The 13,538-nt window shown below is 66.4% G+C and carries 15 protein-coding genes and 1 tRNA gene; 7 read left to right on the plus strand and 9 right to left on the minus strand.

What is annotated here, in order from left to right:
- Position 1: 1 nt before the first annotated feature.
- Positions 2-1,267, minus strand: coding sequence for an ATP-dependent Clp protease ATP-binding subunit ClpX (gene clpX / locus H7V21_RS04530; RefSeq protein ID WP_188055675.1), 1,266 nt, complete (start codon positions 1,265-1,267; stop codon positions 2-4).
- Between the two features lie 155 nt (positions 1,268-1,422).
- Positions 1,423-2,082 (minus strand): ATP-dependent Clp protease proteolytic subunit, encoded by a 660-nt coding sequence (locus tag H7V21_RS04535; protein WP_262504007.1) that lies wholly within the window; start codon positions 2,080-2,082, stop codon positions 1,423-1,425.
- A 550-nt stretch (positions 2,083-2,632) separates the two neighbouring features.
- Between H7V21_RS04535 and H7V21_RS04540 the strand changes: the two genes are divergently transcribed.
- Positions 2,633-3,337, plus strand: a complete 705-nt coding sequence (locus H7V21_RS04540) for a Crp/Fnr family transcriptional regulator (RefSeq protein WP_188055677.1) — start codon at positions 2,633-2,635, stop codon at positions 3,335-3,337.
- 75 nt (positions 3,338-3,412) lie between these two features.
- Here the strand turns inward: H7V21_RS04540 and H7V21_RS04545 are convergent, their stop codons facing one another.
- From H7V21_RS04545 to H7V21_RS04555, 3 genes are all read right to left on the minus strand, one after another.
- Positions 3,413-4,360, minus strand: coding sequence for a glycosyltransferase family 2 protein (locus H7V21_RS04545; protein WP_188055679.1), 948 nt, complete (start codon positions 4,358-4,360; stop codon positions 3,413-3,415).
- 119 nt (positions 4,361-4,479) lie between these two features.
- Positions 4,480-6,153: a trigger factor gene (gene tig, locus H7V21_RS04550; protein WP_188055681.1), complete on the minus strand. Its 1,674-nt coding sequence runs from the start codon at positions 6,151-6,153 to the stop codon at positions 4,480-4,482.
- A 60-nt stretch (positions 6,154-6,213) separates the two neighbouring features.
- Positions 6,214-6,298 (minus strand) — tRNA-Leu (locus tag H7V21_RS04555).
- Between the two features lie 114 nt (positions 6,299-6,412).
- Here H7V21_RS04555 and H7V21_RS04560 point away from each other — a divergent pair.
- Positions 6,413-6,634, plus strand: a complete 222-nt coding sequence (locus H7V21_RS04560; protein WP_262504008.1) for a hypothetical protein — start codon at positions 6,413-6,415, stop codon at positions 6,632-6,634.
- Positions 6,635-6,654: 20 nt separating this feature from the next.
- Positions 6,655-6,855, plus strand: coding sequence for a hypothetical protein (locus H7V21_RS04565; protein WP_188055683.1), 201 nt, complete (start codon positions 6,655-6,657; stop codon positions 6,853-6,855).
- A 302-nt stretch (positions 6,856-7,157) separates the two neighbouring features.
- Here H7V21_RS04565 and H7V21_RS04570 read toward each other — a convergent pair whose 3' ends face one another.
- Both H7V21_RS04570 and H7V21_RS04575 read right to left on the minus strand, forming a co-directional pair.
- Entirely contained in the window at positions 7,158-7,793 is a 636-nt protein-coding gene (locus H7V21_RS04570) for a peptidylprolyl isomerase (protein WP_316715496.1), read from the minus strand.
- Between the two features lie 76 nt (positions 7,794-7,869).
- Positions 7,870-8,898: a LacI family DNA-binding transcriptional regulator gene (locus H7V21_RS04575; RefSeq protein WP_188055684.1), complete on the minus strand. Its 1,029-nt coding sequence runs from the start codon at positions 8,896-8,898 to the stop codon at positions 7,870-7,872.
- A 143-nt stretch (positions 8,899-9,041) separates the two neighbouring features.
- Between H7V21_RS04575 and H7V21_RS04580 the strand changes: the two genes are divergently transcribed.
- Positions 9,042-10,412 carry a polysaccharide lyase family 1 protein gene (locus H7V21_RS04580; protein WP_188055686.1) on the plus strand — a complete coding sequence of 457 codons (1,371 nt, stop codon included), beginning with the start codon at positions 9,042-9,044 and terminating at the stop codon, positions 10,410-10,412.
- On the plus strand, positions 10,409-10,813 hold the full coding sequence (locus H7V21_RS04585; protein WP_223177044.1) for a cupin domain-containing protein: 405 nt from the start codon (positions 10,409-10,411) through the stop codon (positions 10,811-10,813). Before H7V21_RS04580 ends, H7V21_RS04585 begins: the two co-directional genes overlap by 4 nt.
- A 9-nt stretch (positions 10,814-10,822) precedes the next feature.
- Here H7V21_RS04585 and H7V21_RS04590 read toward each other — a convergent pair whose 3' ends face one another.
- Positions 10,823-11,494, minus strand: coding sequence for a spermidine synthase (locus H7V21_RS04590; RefSeq protein ID WP_188055688.1), 672 nt, complete (start codon positions 11,492-11,494; stop codon positions 10,823-10,825).
- Positions 11,495-11,650: 156 nt separating this feature from the next.
- On the opposite strand from H7V21_RS04590, the gene H7V21_RS04595 reads away from it, so the two are divergent.
- Together H7V21_RS04595 and H7V21_RS04600 are read left to right on the plus strand one after the other, a co-directional pair.
- Positions 11,651-12,433, plus strand: a complete 783-nt coding sequence (locus H7V21_RS04595; protein ID WP_223177045.1) for a cytochrome c oxidase assembly protein — start codon at positions 11,651-11,653, stop codon at positions 12,431-12,433.
- Entirely contained in the window at positions 12,430-12,930 is a 501-nt protein-coding gene (locus H7V21_RS04600; protein ID WP_188055690.1) for a CopD family protein, read from the plus strand. The genes H7V21_RS04595 and H7V21_RS04600 overlap by 4 nt, the downstream gene beginning before the upstream one ends.
- Here H7V21_RS04600 and H7V21_RS04605 read toward each other — a convergent pair.
- Positions 12,900-13,412: a DUF2231 domain-containing protein gene (locus tag H7V21_RS04605; RefSeq protein WP_188055692.1), complete on the minus strand. Its 513-nt coding sequence runs from the start codon at positions 13,410-13,412 to the stop codon at positions 12,900-12,902. The two genes, H7V21_RS04600 and H7V21_RS04605, sit on opposite strands and share 31 nt — an antisense overlap.
- Positions 13,413-13,538 lie beyond the last annotated feature (126 nt).

Here is a 13,538-nt window from a genome sequence, read left to right on the forward strand (position 1 = left end):
GTCAGGCCGCGCCGCCCGCCTTTTCCTTCTTGGTATAGACGCGGACCGGCTCCTTGCGGCCCTCGACCACGTCCTTGTCGATCATCACTTCGTCGACCGCGTCCATCGACGGCAGGTCGAACATGGTGTCGAGCAATATGCCCTCGAGGATCGAGCGCAGCCCGCGCGCGCCGGTCTTGCGCTCGATCGCCTTCTTGGCGACCGCGACCAGCGCGTCGTCGTTGAAGCCGAGCTTCACCGATTCCATGTCGAACAGCTTCTGATACTGTTTCACCAGCGCGTTCTTCGGTTCGGTGAGGATCTTCACCAGCGCCTCGTTGTCGAGGTCCTCGAGCGTCGCGATCACAGGCAGACGGCCGACAAATTCGGGAATCAGGCCGAACTTGAGCAGATCCTCGGGCTCGACCTGGCGCAGCGTTTCGCCGGTGCGACGCTCCTCGGGAGCGGCGACATAGGCGCCGAAGCCGATCGACTTGCCCTGCAGGCGATCGCCGATGATCTTCTCGAGACCCGAGAAGGCGCCGCCGCAGATGAACAGGATGTTGGTCGTATCGACCTGGAGAAACTCCTGCTGCGGATGCTTGCGGCCGCCCTGCGGCGGAACGCTCGCGGTGGTGCCTTCCATCAGCTTGAGCAGCGCCTGCTGCACGCCCTCGCCCGACACGTCGCGGGTAATCGACGGATTTTCGGCCTTGCGGCTGATCTTGTCGATCTCGTCGATATAGACGATCCCGCGCTGCGCCCGCTCGACATTATAGTCCGACGCCTGGAGCAGCTTGAGGATGATGTTCTCGACATCCTCGCCGACGTAGCCGGCTTCGGTAAGCGTCGTGGCGTCCGCCATGGTGAACGGCACGTCCAGGATGCGCGCCAGCGTCTGCGCGAGCAGCGTCTTGCCGCAGCCGGTGGGGCCGACGAGCAGGATGTTGCTCTTCGCCAGCTCGACATCGGCGCCCTTGGCGCCATGGTTGAGCCGCTTGTAGTGATTGTGCACCGCGACCGAAAGCACGCGCTTGGCCTGCTTCTGCCCGATCACATAATCGTCGAGCACGTCGCAGATTTCCTGCGGCGTCGGCACGCCGCCGTCCTTCTTCGAGACCAGCGCGGACTTGGTCTCCTCACGGATGATGTCGTTGCAGAGCTCGACGCACTCGTCGCAGATGAACACGGTCGGTCCCGCGATCAGCTTGCGGACCTCGTGCTGGCTCTTGCCGCAGAACGAGCAATAGAGCGTGCTCTTCGAATCACCGCCGTGGAGATTAGGCATTCATTCCATCCTTGGCGCCACAGGGACGCGCTAAATCACCCGCCATCCTACACGCGGGGTACCATCCGGCAATCCAAAATCGGGCGCGGTTCGTCCCGCTTTCGGGGGGCGCTGCCGGCCGCGCCCACCCTCCGATAAAAACTAGAGAAAAAGCGTTAAGTTGCCGCTGACGGAGCATCTTCCGCCGGAGTCGGGCGCTTTTCATACACTTCATCGACGATGCCGAAGGCCTTCGCCTCGTCCGCCTGAAGGAAGGTATCGCGATCCATCGCCTTCTCGATCTTCTCCAGCGGCTGGCCGGTGTATTTCGCGTACAGCTCGTTCATCCGCTGGCGGATGCGCAGGATTTCCTTGGCCTGGATCTCGATATCCGACGCCATGCCCTGTGCGCCGCCCGACGGCTGGTGAACCATGATCCGCGCGTTGGTGAGCGCGACTCGCAGGCCGGGCTCGCCCGAAGCGAGCAGGAACGACCCCATCGACGCCGCCTGGCCGATGCAGACCGTGCCGACGCGCGGGCGGATGTACTGCATGGTATCGTGGATCGCCATGCCGGCAGTCACCACGCCGCCCGGCGAGTTGATGTACATCCAGATGTCCTTCTTCGGGTTCTCGGACTCGAGGAAGAGCAGCTGGGCAGTGATGAGCGAGGCCATGTGATCCTCGACCGGACCGGTCACGAACACGATGCGCTCGCGCAGCAGGCGCGAATAGATGTCGAAGCTGCGTTCGCCGCGGCTCGACTGTTCGATGACGATGGGAACGAGAGCGCCGGTCACGGGATCGACGGTCATCTGGCCATTCAGGGGGTGCATTTGGGAATGTCTCGTTTGTTGCTTTTTGCCCGTCCCTTACATCGGCGCTGCGAACGGGGGGCGCAAGGGGGGGCCGCCGCCAAAGAGGGTTGCCGGGCGGAAGCGCGGAAAACCGTCGAAGGTCGCACTAAAGTCGCACCTCAACGCGCACACGCGCCCCTGCGCGCGGAGCCCTCCGCCAGGGAGTGGCGAGGCGCGCGCGTAGAGTGGGGCCGAGACCATAAGCGGGAATATGGCGCACAACGCCCCTGTAGGACAGCGACTTTTTCGAGAGCGGCCGCCTTGAGACTTCACAAGCACGCCTTTCGCACTTGAGAAGATCGAACCACCAGCCGGGTTTCAAATCGATTGCAGCCGATTGCCGCTACGGAAAGCAGATCGCGGCAAAGTTGATTATGCATAAAAAAAAACAGCTTTTATGAGCAATTCTATGTTATGGCTGCTTATCGCCGGCAGACCGAAGCGCGCCGACGACTGAGGGATATTATGTGCTCCCGCGCCACTTCGAGACGGGAGTAAATATTTGCTTAGTCATCCTGTTCTGGAACGCATGGTTCGCAAGATCGAGCGGCGTGCGGTTCTCGACGAGCTCGACAGGAAGGCTCTTGGTTCGCTGAGTTTCAGGAGGAAGCTTTTCGAGGCCGGCGACTATATTGTCCGGGAAGGCGCCCGCACCACCGAAAGCACGCTGATCCTCGAGGGTTTCGCATTCCGGCAAAAGCTGACCCAGGACGGCGCGCGCCAGATCGTGAGCTTTCACGTGCCCGGTGACTTCATCGACCTTGAGGGGTCGCTTCTCAAGGTCGCCGATCACAATGTGCAGACGCTGACCCGCTGCGAAGTCGCCGCGATCCCGATCCGAGAGATCGTCGCATTGATCGAAGCGCATCCGCGCGTGGGACGCGCCCTGTGGATCGATACGCTGATCGACGCCTCGATCTATCGCGAATGGATGATGAACGTGGGCCGGCGCCCCGCCAAGAAGAGGCTTGCCCATCTGCTCTGCGAGTTCGCCAAGCGCCTGAAGCTGGCTGGCCTGGGCGATGAGGAGGGCTACACCCTTCCGATGACCCAGGAACAGCTCGCCGATGCGGCCGGCCTTACCTCGGTTCACGTCAATCGCAGCCTCAGGGCGCTGGAGGAGGAAGGATTGATCGTGCGCGATCGGAAGTTCGTCAGAATCCCCGACTGGGAGCGACTGCGCGCCGAATCCGGGTTCAGCGAGCTTTATCTGCATCTGGATCAGGCCAGCTAGCCGGAGCGAAACGGCGCCCTTCCACCAGGACGGTCCGCACAGTAACCGAATGCGCGGCAGCGGAAGCGCGCCCGCCTAGCGGCCTTCCACCACAGCCAGCACCCCCGGCACCGCCAGATAGGCCAGCCGCCGCATCTCGCGCCGGCCGCGGACGACCGTGTCGAGGATGAGGCCGGTGAACAGATTGAGAAACGCCAGCAGCATCAGTCCGGTGGCAAGGATCGCTGTCGGAAAGCGCGGGACGAGCCCGGTCTCGACATAGGTGAGCACGAGCGGAGCCGCGAGCCCGATCGCCAGCAGCGCCAGCGCCGCCGCGAGCAGCCCGAAGAACAGCATCGGCCGCTCGATCCGGTAGAGAGTGACGATCGTGCGCAGGATGCGCAGCCCGTCGCGCCAGGTGCTGAGCTTTGATTCCGATCCTTCGAGCCGCGCGAAATAGGGCGTTTCGATCTCGCCCACCGGCATCTTGAGCTCGAGCGCGTGGACGCTCATCTCGGTTTCGATTTCGAACCCGGCGGAGAGCACCGGAAAGCTCTTGGCGAAACGGCGCGAGAAGACGCGATAGCCGGAGAAGATATCGGTGAAACTGCGTCCGAACAGCCGCGCGAGGATGCCGGTCATCATCCGGTTGCCGAGCACATGGCCGCGGCGATAGGCCTCCGCCGCTTCGTGGACGCGGGCGCCGACGACCATGTCGAGCCCCTCGCCGAGCAGCCTGGCGACCATCGCGGGTGCCGAGGCGGCGTCATAGGTCGCATCGCCATCGGCCATGACGTAGATGTCCGCATCGACATCGGCGAACATGCGGCGGACAACATTGCCCTTGCCCTGCATCCGTTCGGTGCGGACGATCGCGCCGGCGGCGCGGGCGACCTCGACGGTGCGGTCGCGGCTGTTGTTGTCGAAGACATAGATTGCCGCCTGCGGAAGAGCGGCGCGGAAGCCGGCGATCGTCTGGCCGATCGCCGCTTCCTCATTGTAGCAGGGCAGCAGCACTGCGATGCGCGGGCCTGGACCGGTCATTGCTCCCCCTCGCCCCGAGCCCGTTTGGGCTGAGCCGATCGCGAACCTGCCCTTCCTTGCGGCGCGGCGCCAGAGGAAGAGCGGATCGCGCCCGGCTCAGGGCAAACGGAACTGCCCTATCAGCCCTCGCCCTCGCCCTTCTTCTTGGCGGGAGCCTTCTTCGCCGCGGGCTTCCTGGCGGGCTTTTCCTCGCCCTCAGCCGCGGCCGGCGCCTTCTTGGTGGCGGCCTTCTTCTTCGGCTCCTCGGCCTTCGCTACATCGGCATCGGCCGGAGTCTCCGGAGCCTCGGCGTCCTTGGCGGGAGTCTTCTTCGTCGCGGCCTTCTTCTTGGGCTCGGCCTCGACCAGCTCGGCGTCGCCGTCCGCCTCGGAAGCCTGCGCCTTCTTGGCGGCGGGCTTCTTCTTGGCGGGCTTGTGGTCGTGATCCTGATCGCAGTCCGGCCCGTGGACGTGCGGCACCGCGCCTTCCTCGGATTCGATCGCCGCCTCGAGCTCCTCGCGCGTCACTTCGCGCTCGGTCACTTCGGCCTTCTCGAACAGGAAGTCGACGACCTTGTCCTCGAACAGCGGCGCGCGCAGCTGGGCGGCAGCCATCGGCTCCTGACGGACATAGTTGATGAACTTCTCGCGGTCCTCGGGGCGATACTGCTGCGCGGCCTGGGCGATCAGCCGGTTCATTTCCTGCTGGCTGACCTCGACGCCGTTCGCGTTGCCGATCTCCGACAGCAGCAGGCCGAGGCGCACGCGCCGCTCGGCGATGGCACGGTAATCGTCGCGCTCGGATTCGAGCTCGGCCTTGGCGGCTTCGGGGTCTTCCTCATGCCCGGCTTCGTGCTGGAGCTGGTTCCAGATCTGCTCGAACTCGGCCTCGACCATCGACGGCGGCACCGGGAAGTCGTGCCCGGCGGCGAGCTGATCGAGCAGCTTGCGCTTCATATAGGTGCGGGTGAGGCCGCCATGCTCCTGCTCGATCTGGCCCTTGATGAGCCCGCGGAGCTGCTCGAGGCTCTCGAGCCCCAGGTTCTTGGCGAACGCGTCGTCGATCTTGATCTCGCCCGAGACCTTCACTGCCTTGATCGTGAGATCGAAGGTGGCGGGCTTTCCGGCCAGCGTGTCGACGCCGTAATCCTCGGGGAAGGTGACTTCGATCGTCTTCTCGTCGCCGGCCTTCACGCCGACGATCTGGTCCTCGAAACCGGGGATCAGGCGGCCGCTGCCGATCTCAATCGACATGTCCTCGCCGGTGCCGCCTTCGAACGGCTCGCCATCGACCTTGCCGACGAAATCCATGACGACCAGGTCGCCTTCCTTCGCCTTGCGGGTCTTGGGCGCGTCTTCCCACTGCTTCTGCTGGCTGGCGATCTGCTCGATCTGCGTGTCGATCGCCGATTCGTCAGCGGAGACGATCAGCCGCTCAAGCGTGATGCCCTCGATCGACGGAGTCGGCACGTCCGGGAGCACTTCGAGCTCGACGGTCACTTCGGCGTCCTTGCCGGCCTCATAGCCGTCGCCGAGGCGGATCGACGGCGCCATCGCCGGGCGCAGCTGATTGTCGGCGATCAGCTTCTGCACGCCTTCCTGAATCGAGCTGTTGAGCGCATCCTGCGCCAGCGCCTCGCCATGCATCTTGCGGATCAGATTCGCCGGCACCTTGCCGGGACGGAAGCCGGGCATGCGCACCTGCGGCGCCACTTTCTTCACCTCGGCATCGACCTTTCCGTCGATGTCCTTTGCGGTGATCGTCAGCGTATAGGCGCGCTTGAGGCCCTCGTTCAACGTCTCGACAGTCTGCATTCTCAGGCTTTCTTCAGGAATCTCAAGGGATGGAGTCCGCACTTGCATTGCGCGGCGGCCTGGTGCGGGCGAAGGGACTCGAACCCCCACATCTTGCGATACTGGAACCTAAATCCAGCGCGTCTACCAGTTCCGCCACGCCCGCAGGGGACACCGCCGGTCGGCGGGGTCTATAGCAGCCAGGTGTCACGGAGCAAGCCGCGACGCAACTGCGATGCCTTGGGCGCGTTGGATCGGGGAAGCAAGGAGACCCGAACGCATGCCAGTCGAGCCCCCGATCCCCCCGGAGACGCCCGCCGAGCCCGAGCCGGCGGAGCCGACGCACGCCCCGCCCGAGACGCCGGCGCAGCCTGCCCAGCCCGGCCGACCCGACGCACCCGGCCCCGAAGTCACGCCGCCGACGCCCGATATCGACGTGCCCGCCCCCAATCCAGGCGGCGATCCGGGTCCGGGCATCGCGCCCGGCCAGCCGATCGCCTGAACCGAAAAGGAGAACCCACTATGTCCAACCCGATCAAGGGCCCCGAACGCACCGACGACGACAGCCGCAGCGACCTTAAGCAAGCGGTCGAGAGCCGCTCCGACGCGGCCGATGCCGCAAACGGCGGCGACGACGGATCGCCGCTCGAGCCCACCGGCGTCGACGACGGGGTGAGCGGTACCGCCGGCGTCGTGAAGAACCAGGACAAGACGCAGCAATAGCCTGCGCCGCCCCAAGGGCGCGGTGCCCGAAACGACGAAAGGCCGCCCCCTTGCGGGAGCGGCCTTTCCATTGTCATCCGAAGGCGGCCTCGTCAGGCGCCGCGCAACTCCGTCGCGGAGGTCGCGCTCACCCGATGTGCCGCCAGCGGCATGTGACAATGAGACATTCGACCACCTCCTTTCGCTTGTTGAACCAGACGCCGATATGGGGCTCCGGCAGCTAAGTTCAAGAAACACAAGAACTTGGCTCAGGCATACGTGTTCCTCGCCCAGCCGGCGACGCCGCTCCGACGCGGTGCCGGTCAGGGCTGGAGGCGATGTGCGCGCCGGATCGTGACCGCCGCCTCGGGCACCTGCCCCTTGAATGCGCCGCGCACCGTCTTGTCGGGCGAGACCGGCGCATCGAAGATCGCGAGCACCACGTCCATCCCCTCGACCACCCGGCCGAAGGCGGCGTTGCCCAGCGGCTCATATTCGCGATCGGGATCGGCGTCGAAAGTGGGGCGCTGATCGCCAAGCATAATGAGGAACTCGCCGCGCGCAGTGCCGGGATCGAGTCGCGCGATCGAAAGCGTGCCGTCGAAATGCGACAGCCCGGTCTCGCTGGTCGGCTCGTGCGCGATCGGCGGCAGGATGCGGCTGCCCTCGCCGTTCACACCGAACTGCACGAAGCCGAATCGATCCTGCACCTTCACGACGCGATAGAAGCGCGTCCCGTCGAGCTTGCCGCGATCGACATAGCGCAGAAAATTGTTCGCGGTGACCGGCGCCCTGTCGGTCTCGACCGCCACCACGATCCGCCCGGCCGATGTATCCAGCGCGACGCGGGGCGCATCGGCCGAAAGCGGCGGCGGCGCCTCGGCGGCCTCCTGTGCCAGCGCCGGCGCGGCAAGCAGCGCCAGCACCGGGGCGCAGAGTTTCCAGAATCGCGGCATCATCACTCCTCCAGCTTTCCGGCCGAGCGAAGCAGACGCAGCGGCGCGAGGCAACCGAAGCGGAAGCAGCCCGCGTGCTTCATTCGGTGCGGGGCGGCGCGACCGACGCCCGGTGGATCAGCGTCGACGGGAAGAGCGACGGCTCTTCCACGGCATCGTCGCCGAAAAAGTCGGTCAACAGCTTCAGCGCCGCCGAACGCGCCATCGAGATGATCGGCCAGTGCACCGTCGTCATCGGCGGCCAGATATGCGCGGCGATCGCAGTATCGTCGAAGCCGATGATCGAGAGGTCGTCGGGGATCGTGATCCCGCGCTTGCGCGCCGCGTGCAGCACTCCCGCCGCCATTTCGTCGTTCGAGGCGAAGATCGCAGTAGGACGCGGCGACAGATCGAGCAGCCGGTCGGCGGCGGCGAGCCCCGTTTCGAAGGTGTAATTGCCGTCGGCGATCAGGCTGCGCGGCAGCTTGATTCCCGCCTGCTCGAGCGCGACCTCGAACCCGCGCCGCCGCTCGCGCGCCGAGCGGAAGCCGTGCGGCCCGGCGATCAGCCCGATGCGCCGATGGCCGAGCGAGATCAGATAGCCAACCGCCTCCGCCACCACATCGCAATCGTTCGAGGCGACGGTGTGCTCGGGCGTGTCGAGCGCAGTCGATCCCATGCGCACATAGCGGCAGCCGATTTCGCGGCAGAGCTCGGCCAGCATCTCGTTTTCGGAAACCGGGGGCAGGATCAACACGCCATAGAGCCGCTGGCGCTCGAGGAAGTTGCGGACATCGGCGAGCATGGTCGACGATCCGCGGTCGATCGGCCGCACGATCAGTTCGAATTCGGTGCCCCGAAGCGCCTCCAGAATGCCCGCCTGCACGTTCATCACCATCTGGGCGTTGGGATTGTCGTGCAGCAGGCCGACAAGGAAATTGCGCCGCAGCGCCAGCGCGCGCGCCTGAGAATTCGGGACATAGCCGAGATCGGCGATCACGGCCTCGACCTTCGCGCGCGTCTCCGAATTGAGCAGCGGCGAGCGATTGATCACGCGGCTGACGGTCTTCTTCGAAACGCCCGCGATCCGCGCCACGTCGTTGATCGTCGGCTTACCCTCGCGCATCATCCAGCGGCTATAAGGCCATCCTGGGTCAAACGGAAAGCCCGTCCGTGCGCAACCCGCTGCCTAAGCGATTGCGCCGGCCGAAAACGGCGATATGCTGTCATGGTAACCGGTAGCATAAAAGCCGGACGGTACAGGAGAGGACCATGCGATTTTTCCCGGCGGCCGCCGCACTGGCGTTCGCGCTCGCGGTGGCGACATCCCCCGTTCACGCGCAGACCAGCGCCTTTCCCGGTGCGGTCGGCCCCGCGGCGAGCACGCCCGGGGGACGCGGCGGTCGGATCGTCCGCGTCACCAATCTCGAGGCAAGCGGGCCAGGTTCGCTGCGTTCCGCCCTGGAGGAACAGGGACCTCGCATCATCGTGTTCGAAGTCGGAGGCGTCATCGACCTCGGCCGATCGACGCTCGAAATCCGCGAGCCCTATGTCACCGTCGCCGGCCAGACGGCGCCGTCGCCGGGCATCACCCTCATCCGGGGCGGGATCGATATCCGCACCCATGACGTGATCCTGCGCCACCTGCGCGTCTTCACCGGCGCCGACGGCCAGCCGCGGCGCAGCGGGTGGGAAGCCGACGCGCTCTCCACCGTCGCCGCGCACGACGTGCTGATCGATCACAATAGCTTCCTCTGGGCAGTCGACGAGAATATGTCGGCATCCGGCCCGCGCTTCACCGGCGACACGGTGGAGGAATGGCGCGCGGGCACCAGCCGCAACGTGACCTTCTCCTACAATCTGGCGGCGGAGGGACTTGCCGATTCGAGCCATCCGAAGGGCGAGCACAGCAAAGGCTCGCTGATCCACGACAATGTCACCGGCATCGTCTTCTATCGCAACATCTGGGCACATAATGTCGAGCGATCGCCGCTGCTCAAGGGCGGGTCGCAGGCGCTGATGGTCAACAATCTGATCTACAATCCGCAGCATCGCGCGGTGCATTACAATCTGATGGACCTCGAATGGGCCGGCCACGACTTCGTCACCGGCGAGTTGACCGCAATCGGCAATGCGCTGCGCGGCGGCAACGACACCAACGAGGGACTGCCGTTCCTGATGCTGGGGGGTGAAGGCGACCTCGCCTATTTCGGCCGCGACAACATCGCCGTCGATCGCCATGGAGACGCTCTGCCGATGTTCGGCCGCTACACCACCGGTCGTGCGCGGCTGATAGAGGCCGAGCGCCCGCTGATGCCGCTGGACGGCATCGAGGTGCTGCCGGCCGATCTGGTCGAACGGCATGTCCTGTCGCACGGCGGGGCGCGCCCCTGGGACCGCAGCGCCGAGGAAACCCGCATCCTCTTCTTCATCGCGGAGGGCCGGGGCGACGTGATCGACGACGAAAGCGAAGTCAGCACCTATCCCTCGGTCGCCGAACCGACGCGCGCGCCCTTCGTCGAGGCCGAGTGGAACCTCGACACGATGGAACCGCGCTCGGGCCGCTATCCGGGTCAGACCGCGCCGATGCCGCAGGAGCATCTCACCGCCCGCGACCGGGAAATGCGGGAGGATCGGCGATGATCGCGGCCGCGCTGCTGCTCGCCGCGGCGCTGGTCGCGCAGGACGCGCCGCCGATGGTCGTCGTTCACGAGGACGAGACGATCCGCCACGAGCCACCCCCGCACGGGGCAATCGGCATGAGCACTGCCTATCGCATCAGCGATCATGCGCCCCAGCCGCGCACGATGGAGTTCCGCAAGCGCGTGCTGCATCCCGGCGCGGCGATCGGGCTTCACCCGATCGCGCACGACGAAGTCTATTACGTCGTCTCAGGCGCAGGCGACGTCACTTCGGACGGAGTCACCCAACGCGTGACCGGCGGCATGGCGGCCTATCTCTACGAAGGCGCGACGGTGGGCATTCGCCAGCTCGGCGCAGAGCCGCTGGTGCTGATCATCGCCTACCCCGTCGCGCGGGAATAACGGGAACTCTCAATACGGCGTGGCGAACCAGATCACGTGGCGCGGCCCCTTGCCGTTCGATCGCGCGCGCACCGCCACTTCATCGACCGCGAAGCCCGCCGCCTTCAGCCGCCGCACGAAGGAGGGATCGGGCGCCGCCGACCAGATCGCCAGCACCCCGCCGGGTCGCAGCGCCGCCTTTGCCGCCGCCAGCCCGGCGTGCGAATAGAGCCGGTCGTTTGCCGCACGGACCAGCCCGTCGGGGCCATTGTCGACGTCGAGCAGGATCGCGTCATAGCTGCGTCGCCCTGCGCCGATCACATGCGCCACGTCGCGCTCGATCACGGTGACGCGCGGATCGTCGAGGCACCCGTCGGTCAGCGCCGCCATCGGGCCGCGCGCCCATTCGAGAATCTCCGGCACCAGCTCGGCCACCGTCAGCCGCGCCTCGCTCCCCAGTGCCGCCAGCGCCGCGCGCAGCGTGAAGCCCATTCCATAGCCGCCGATCAGCAGGTGCGGCGCCGCCCGTCCGCGCAGCCGCGCGCAGGTCATCGTCGCCAGCGCCTCCTCGGAGCCGGACATGCGGCTGTTCATCAGTTCGTTGCGATCGAGCAGGATCATGAAATCCTCGCCGCGACGGCAAAGCCGCAGCGGTTCGCCGCCCGGCACCTGCGCAGTCGCGAGTTTCTCCATCGGTTTCATTCGTACAGCGCTCCCGGGCGAATCGGCCCGCCTGTTGCCCAGCCGGGCGGGCGGGCACAAGCGGCACGATGGAGAGACGGCCGACCCGCGCGGCCCGTTCCGCTCGTTTCGTTCGCGATACCGAGGAACCCTCTGATATCCTCGCGGTTCTACAGGGTGGCGGGCGAAGGCCGAGCGCTCCGCCCGCGCGAGCAACCATGGTGGAGGGGGACTATCTCGCTAGCTGTCGCCTATTGCGGACCTGCTCCCGTTCCCGCTGCCCTGCTGGCGCGCTGGAATGACGACCCCTGGCTGATCGCGGTGCTTGGCGCACTGGCGCTGCTCGTCGCCGCCAGGGCCACTCCGCACCAGCGGCTGCCGCTGGGCGCGGCGCTCGCGGTGCTCGTCGTCGCCTTCGTCTCGCCGCTCTGCGCGCTCAGCAGCGCGCTGTTCTCCGCCCGCGCCGTCCATCACGTGCTGCTCGTGGCGGTTGCCGCGCCTTTGGCTGCCGCCGCCCTCCGCGCCGCGCGCGCGCAGGGAGCCGCCCTGCCCTTCGCGCTGGCGACCGCGACGCTCTGGCTGTGGCACGCGCCGCAGCTTTACACCGAGGCGCTGCAAAGCGTCGCGCTGTACTGGCTGATGCAGCTTTCGCTGCTTGGCACCGCTTTCTGGTTCTGGCGCGCAGTCTTCTCTGCCGGGGCAAGCCTGCCGATGGCGTTGTTTACCGTCGCCGCCGCGATCGGCCAGATGGGGCTGCTCGGCGCACTGCTCACCTTCGCCCCGGAGCCGCTCTATCCGCACCATTTCGCGGCGCCGCTCGCCTATGGCCTTTCGCCGTTGCAGGACCAGCAGCTCGCCGGGCTGATCATGTGGGTGCCGGCGATGCTGCCCTATACGATCGCCGCGGCGTGGATCGCCCGGCGCGCGTGGAAGGGCGGATTTCCTGCCGCCGCGCGATGATGCTGGCGATCGCCATCGTGAAGGGGCTGCACATCGCGGGCGTGCTGCTATGGGGTGCCGGGTTGCTCGCGCTGCCGCTGATGCTGGCCGAGCATGACCGCTGCGACGATCAGAACGAATATGCCCGCGTCCGCCGCTTCACCCATTATGGCTACACCCACCTGCTGACTCCGGCCGCGGTGATCGCCGTCGCGGCGGGGACCGCGCTGATCTTCCTGCGCGGCGTGTTCGTGCCCTGGATGTTCGCCAAGCTGGTTCTGGTCGGCGTGCTGGTCGCGCTTCATGCCTGGATCGGCAACACGGTGGTGCGGATGGGCGAGGAGAACAACCGCAGCCAGCCACCGCCCACGCCGCTGCTGGTCGCCTTCGCAGCGATGCTGCTCACCAGCATCGTGCTGCTGGTGCTCGCCAAGCCCGACATTCGCGAGGACGTATTGCCCGATCTGCTGCGCACGCCGCAGCAGCGTCAGCTTCCAGTGCCGGACGTACCGACGTGATAATCGAACACCAGCTTGCCGCCATGCCATCCCGCAAAGCCGGCGAAAATGGCCGAGAGCGTGGAGAGCATCAGGCCATAGGGCAGCAACGCCTCCTCATAGCCGTAGAGCCGATAGCCCCAGTTGGCACCGAGCACCGCGAGCAAGGTCATCGCGACGATGAAATGCGTCCAGCTCGCCGCCCGGGCGCGGATGCCGGGCACGCTCAGCAGCTCGATCGTGCCCGAAAGCCCGGCGAGCAGCCCCATCAGAAACGCCATGCCCGCGCCCCAGAGCGCCGCGCGCGCCCAGAACAACTCTCCGGTCCACCAGTAGAAGAGGTCGGCACCCAGTGCGCAGCCGGTGAGCCCGATCGGAAAGGAGACCAGCATCGCATGCACGGGGTGGCCGGCAAGCGCGACTCGCGACTCGGCGCGGTCGAACCGCGGGTTGCTGCTGATCGGATCGGTCAGCTGGTCTTCGCGTTGTTCGGCACTCGGCATGCTGCTCCCCCTGGGCGACTGGTTCGTGGAGGCATAACGCCCGCCGCGGCGATTCTTTCAACCGGCTGCTCCGGCCCGCTTTCCGCGCTCGATCCGGCGGGGCCGGCGGCGGAGACGATCGGAACG

The sequence above is a fragment of the Sphingosinithalassobacter sp. CS137 genome (assembly GCF_014334115.1).
Lineage (GTDB): Bacteria > Pseudomonadota > Alphaproteobacteria > Sphingomonadales > Sphingomonadaceae > Sphingomonas.

What these genes read in the sequence shown, in the direction of transcription:
- clpX (WP_188055675.1), bottom strand. Translation starts at nt 1,267, where the DNA reads ATGCCTAATCTCCACGGCGGTGATTCGAAGAGCACGCTCTATTGCTCG.
- H7V21_RS04535 (WP_262504007.1), bottom strand. Translation starts at nt 2,082, where the DNA reads ATGCACCCCCTGAATGGCCAGATGACCGTCGATCCCGTGACCGGCGCT.
- H7V21_RS04540 (WP_188055677.1), top strand. Translation starts at nt 2,633, where the DNA reads ATGGTTCGCAAGATCGAGCGGCGTGCGGTTCTCGACGAGCTCGACAGG.
- H7V21_RS04545 (WP_188055679.1), bottom strand. Translation starts at nt 4,360, where the DNA reads ATGACCGGTCCAGGCCCGCGCATCGCAGTGCTGCTGCCCTGCTACAAT.
- tig (WP_188055681.1), bottom strand. Translation starts at nt 6,153, where the DNA reads ATGCAGACTGTCGAGACGTTGAACGAGGGCCTCAAGCGCGCCTATACG.
- H7V21_RS04560 (WP_262504008.1), top strand. Translation starts at nt 6,413, where the DNA reads ATGCCAGTCGAGCCCCCGATCCCCCCGGAGACGCCCGCCGAGCCCGAG.
- H7V21_RS04565 (WP_188055683.1), top strand. Translation starts at nt 6,655, where the DNA reads ATGTCCAACCCGATCAAGGGCCCCGAACGCACCGACGACGACAGCCGC.
- H7V21_RS04570 (WP_316715496.1), bottom strand. Translation starts at nt 7,793, where the DNA reads ATGATGCCGCGATTCTGGAAACTCTGCGCCCCGGTGCTGGCGCTGCTT.
- H7V21_RS04575 (WP_188055684.1), bottom strand. Translation starts at nt 8,898, where the DNA reads ATGATGCGCGAGGGTAAGCCGACGATCAACGACGTGGCGCGGATCGCG.
- H7V21_RS04580 (WP_188055686.1), top strand. Translation starts at nt 9,042, where the DNA reads ATGCGATTTTTCCCGGCGGCCGCCGCACTGGCGTTCGCGCTCGCGGTG.
- H7V21_RS04585 (WP_223177044.1), top strand. Translation starts at nt 10,409, where the DNA reads ATGATCGCGGCCGCGCTGCTGCTCGCCGCGGCGCTGGTCGCGCAGGAC.
- H7V21_RS04590 (WP_188055688.1), bottom strand. Translation starts at nt 11,494, where the DNA reads ATGAAACCGATGGAGAAACTCGCGACTGCGCAGGTGCCGGGCGGCGAA.
- H7V21_RS04600 (WP_188055690.1), top strand. Translation starts at nt 12,430, where the DNA reads ATGATGCTGGCGATCGCCATCGTGAAGGGGCTGCACATCGCGGGCGTG.
- H7V21_RS04605 (WP_188055692.1), bottom strand. Translation starts at nt 13,412, where the DNA reads ATGCCGAGTGCCGAACAACGCGAAGACCAGCTGACCGATCCGATCAGC.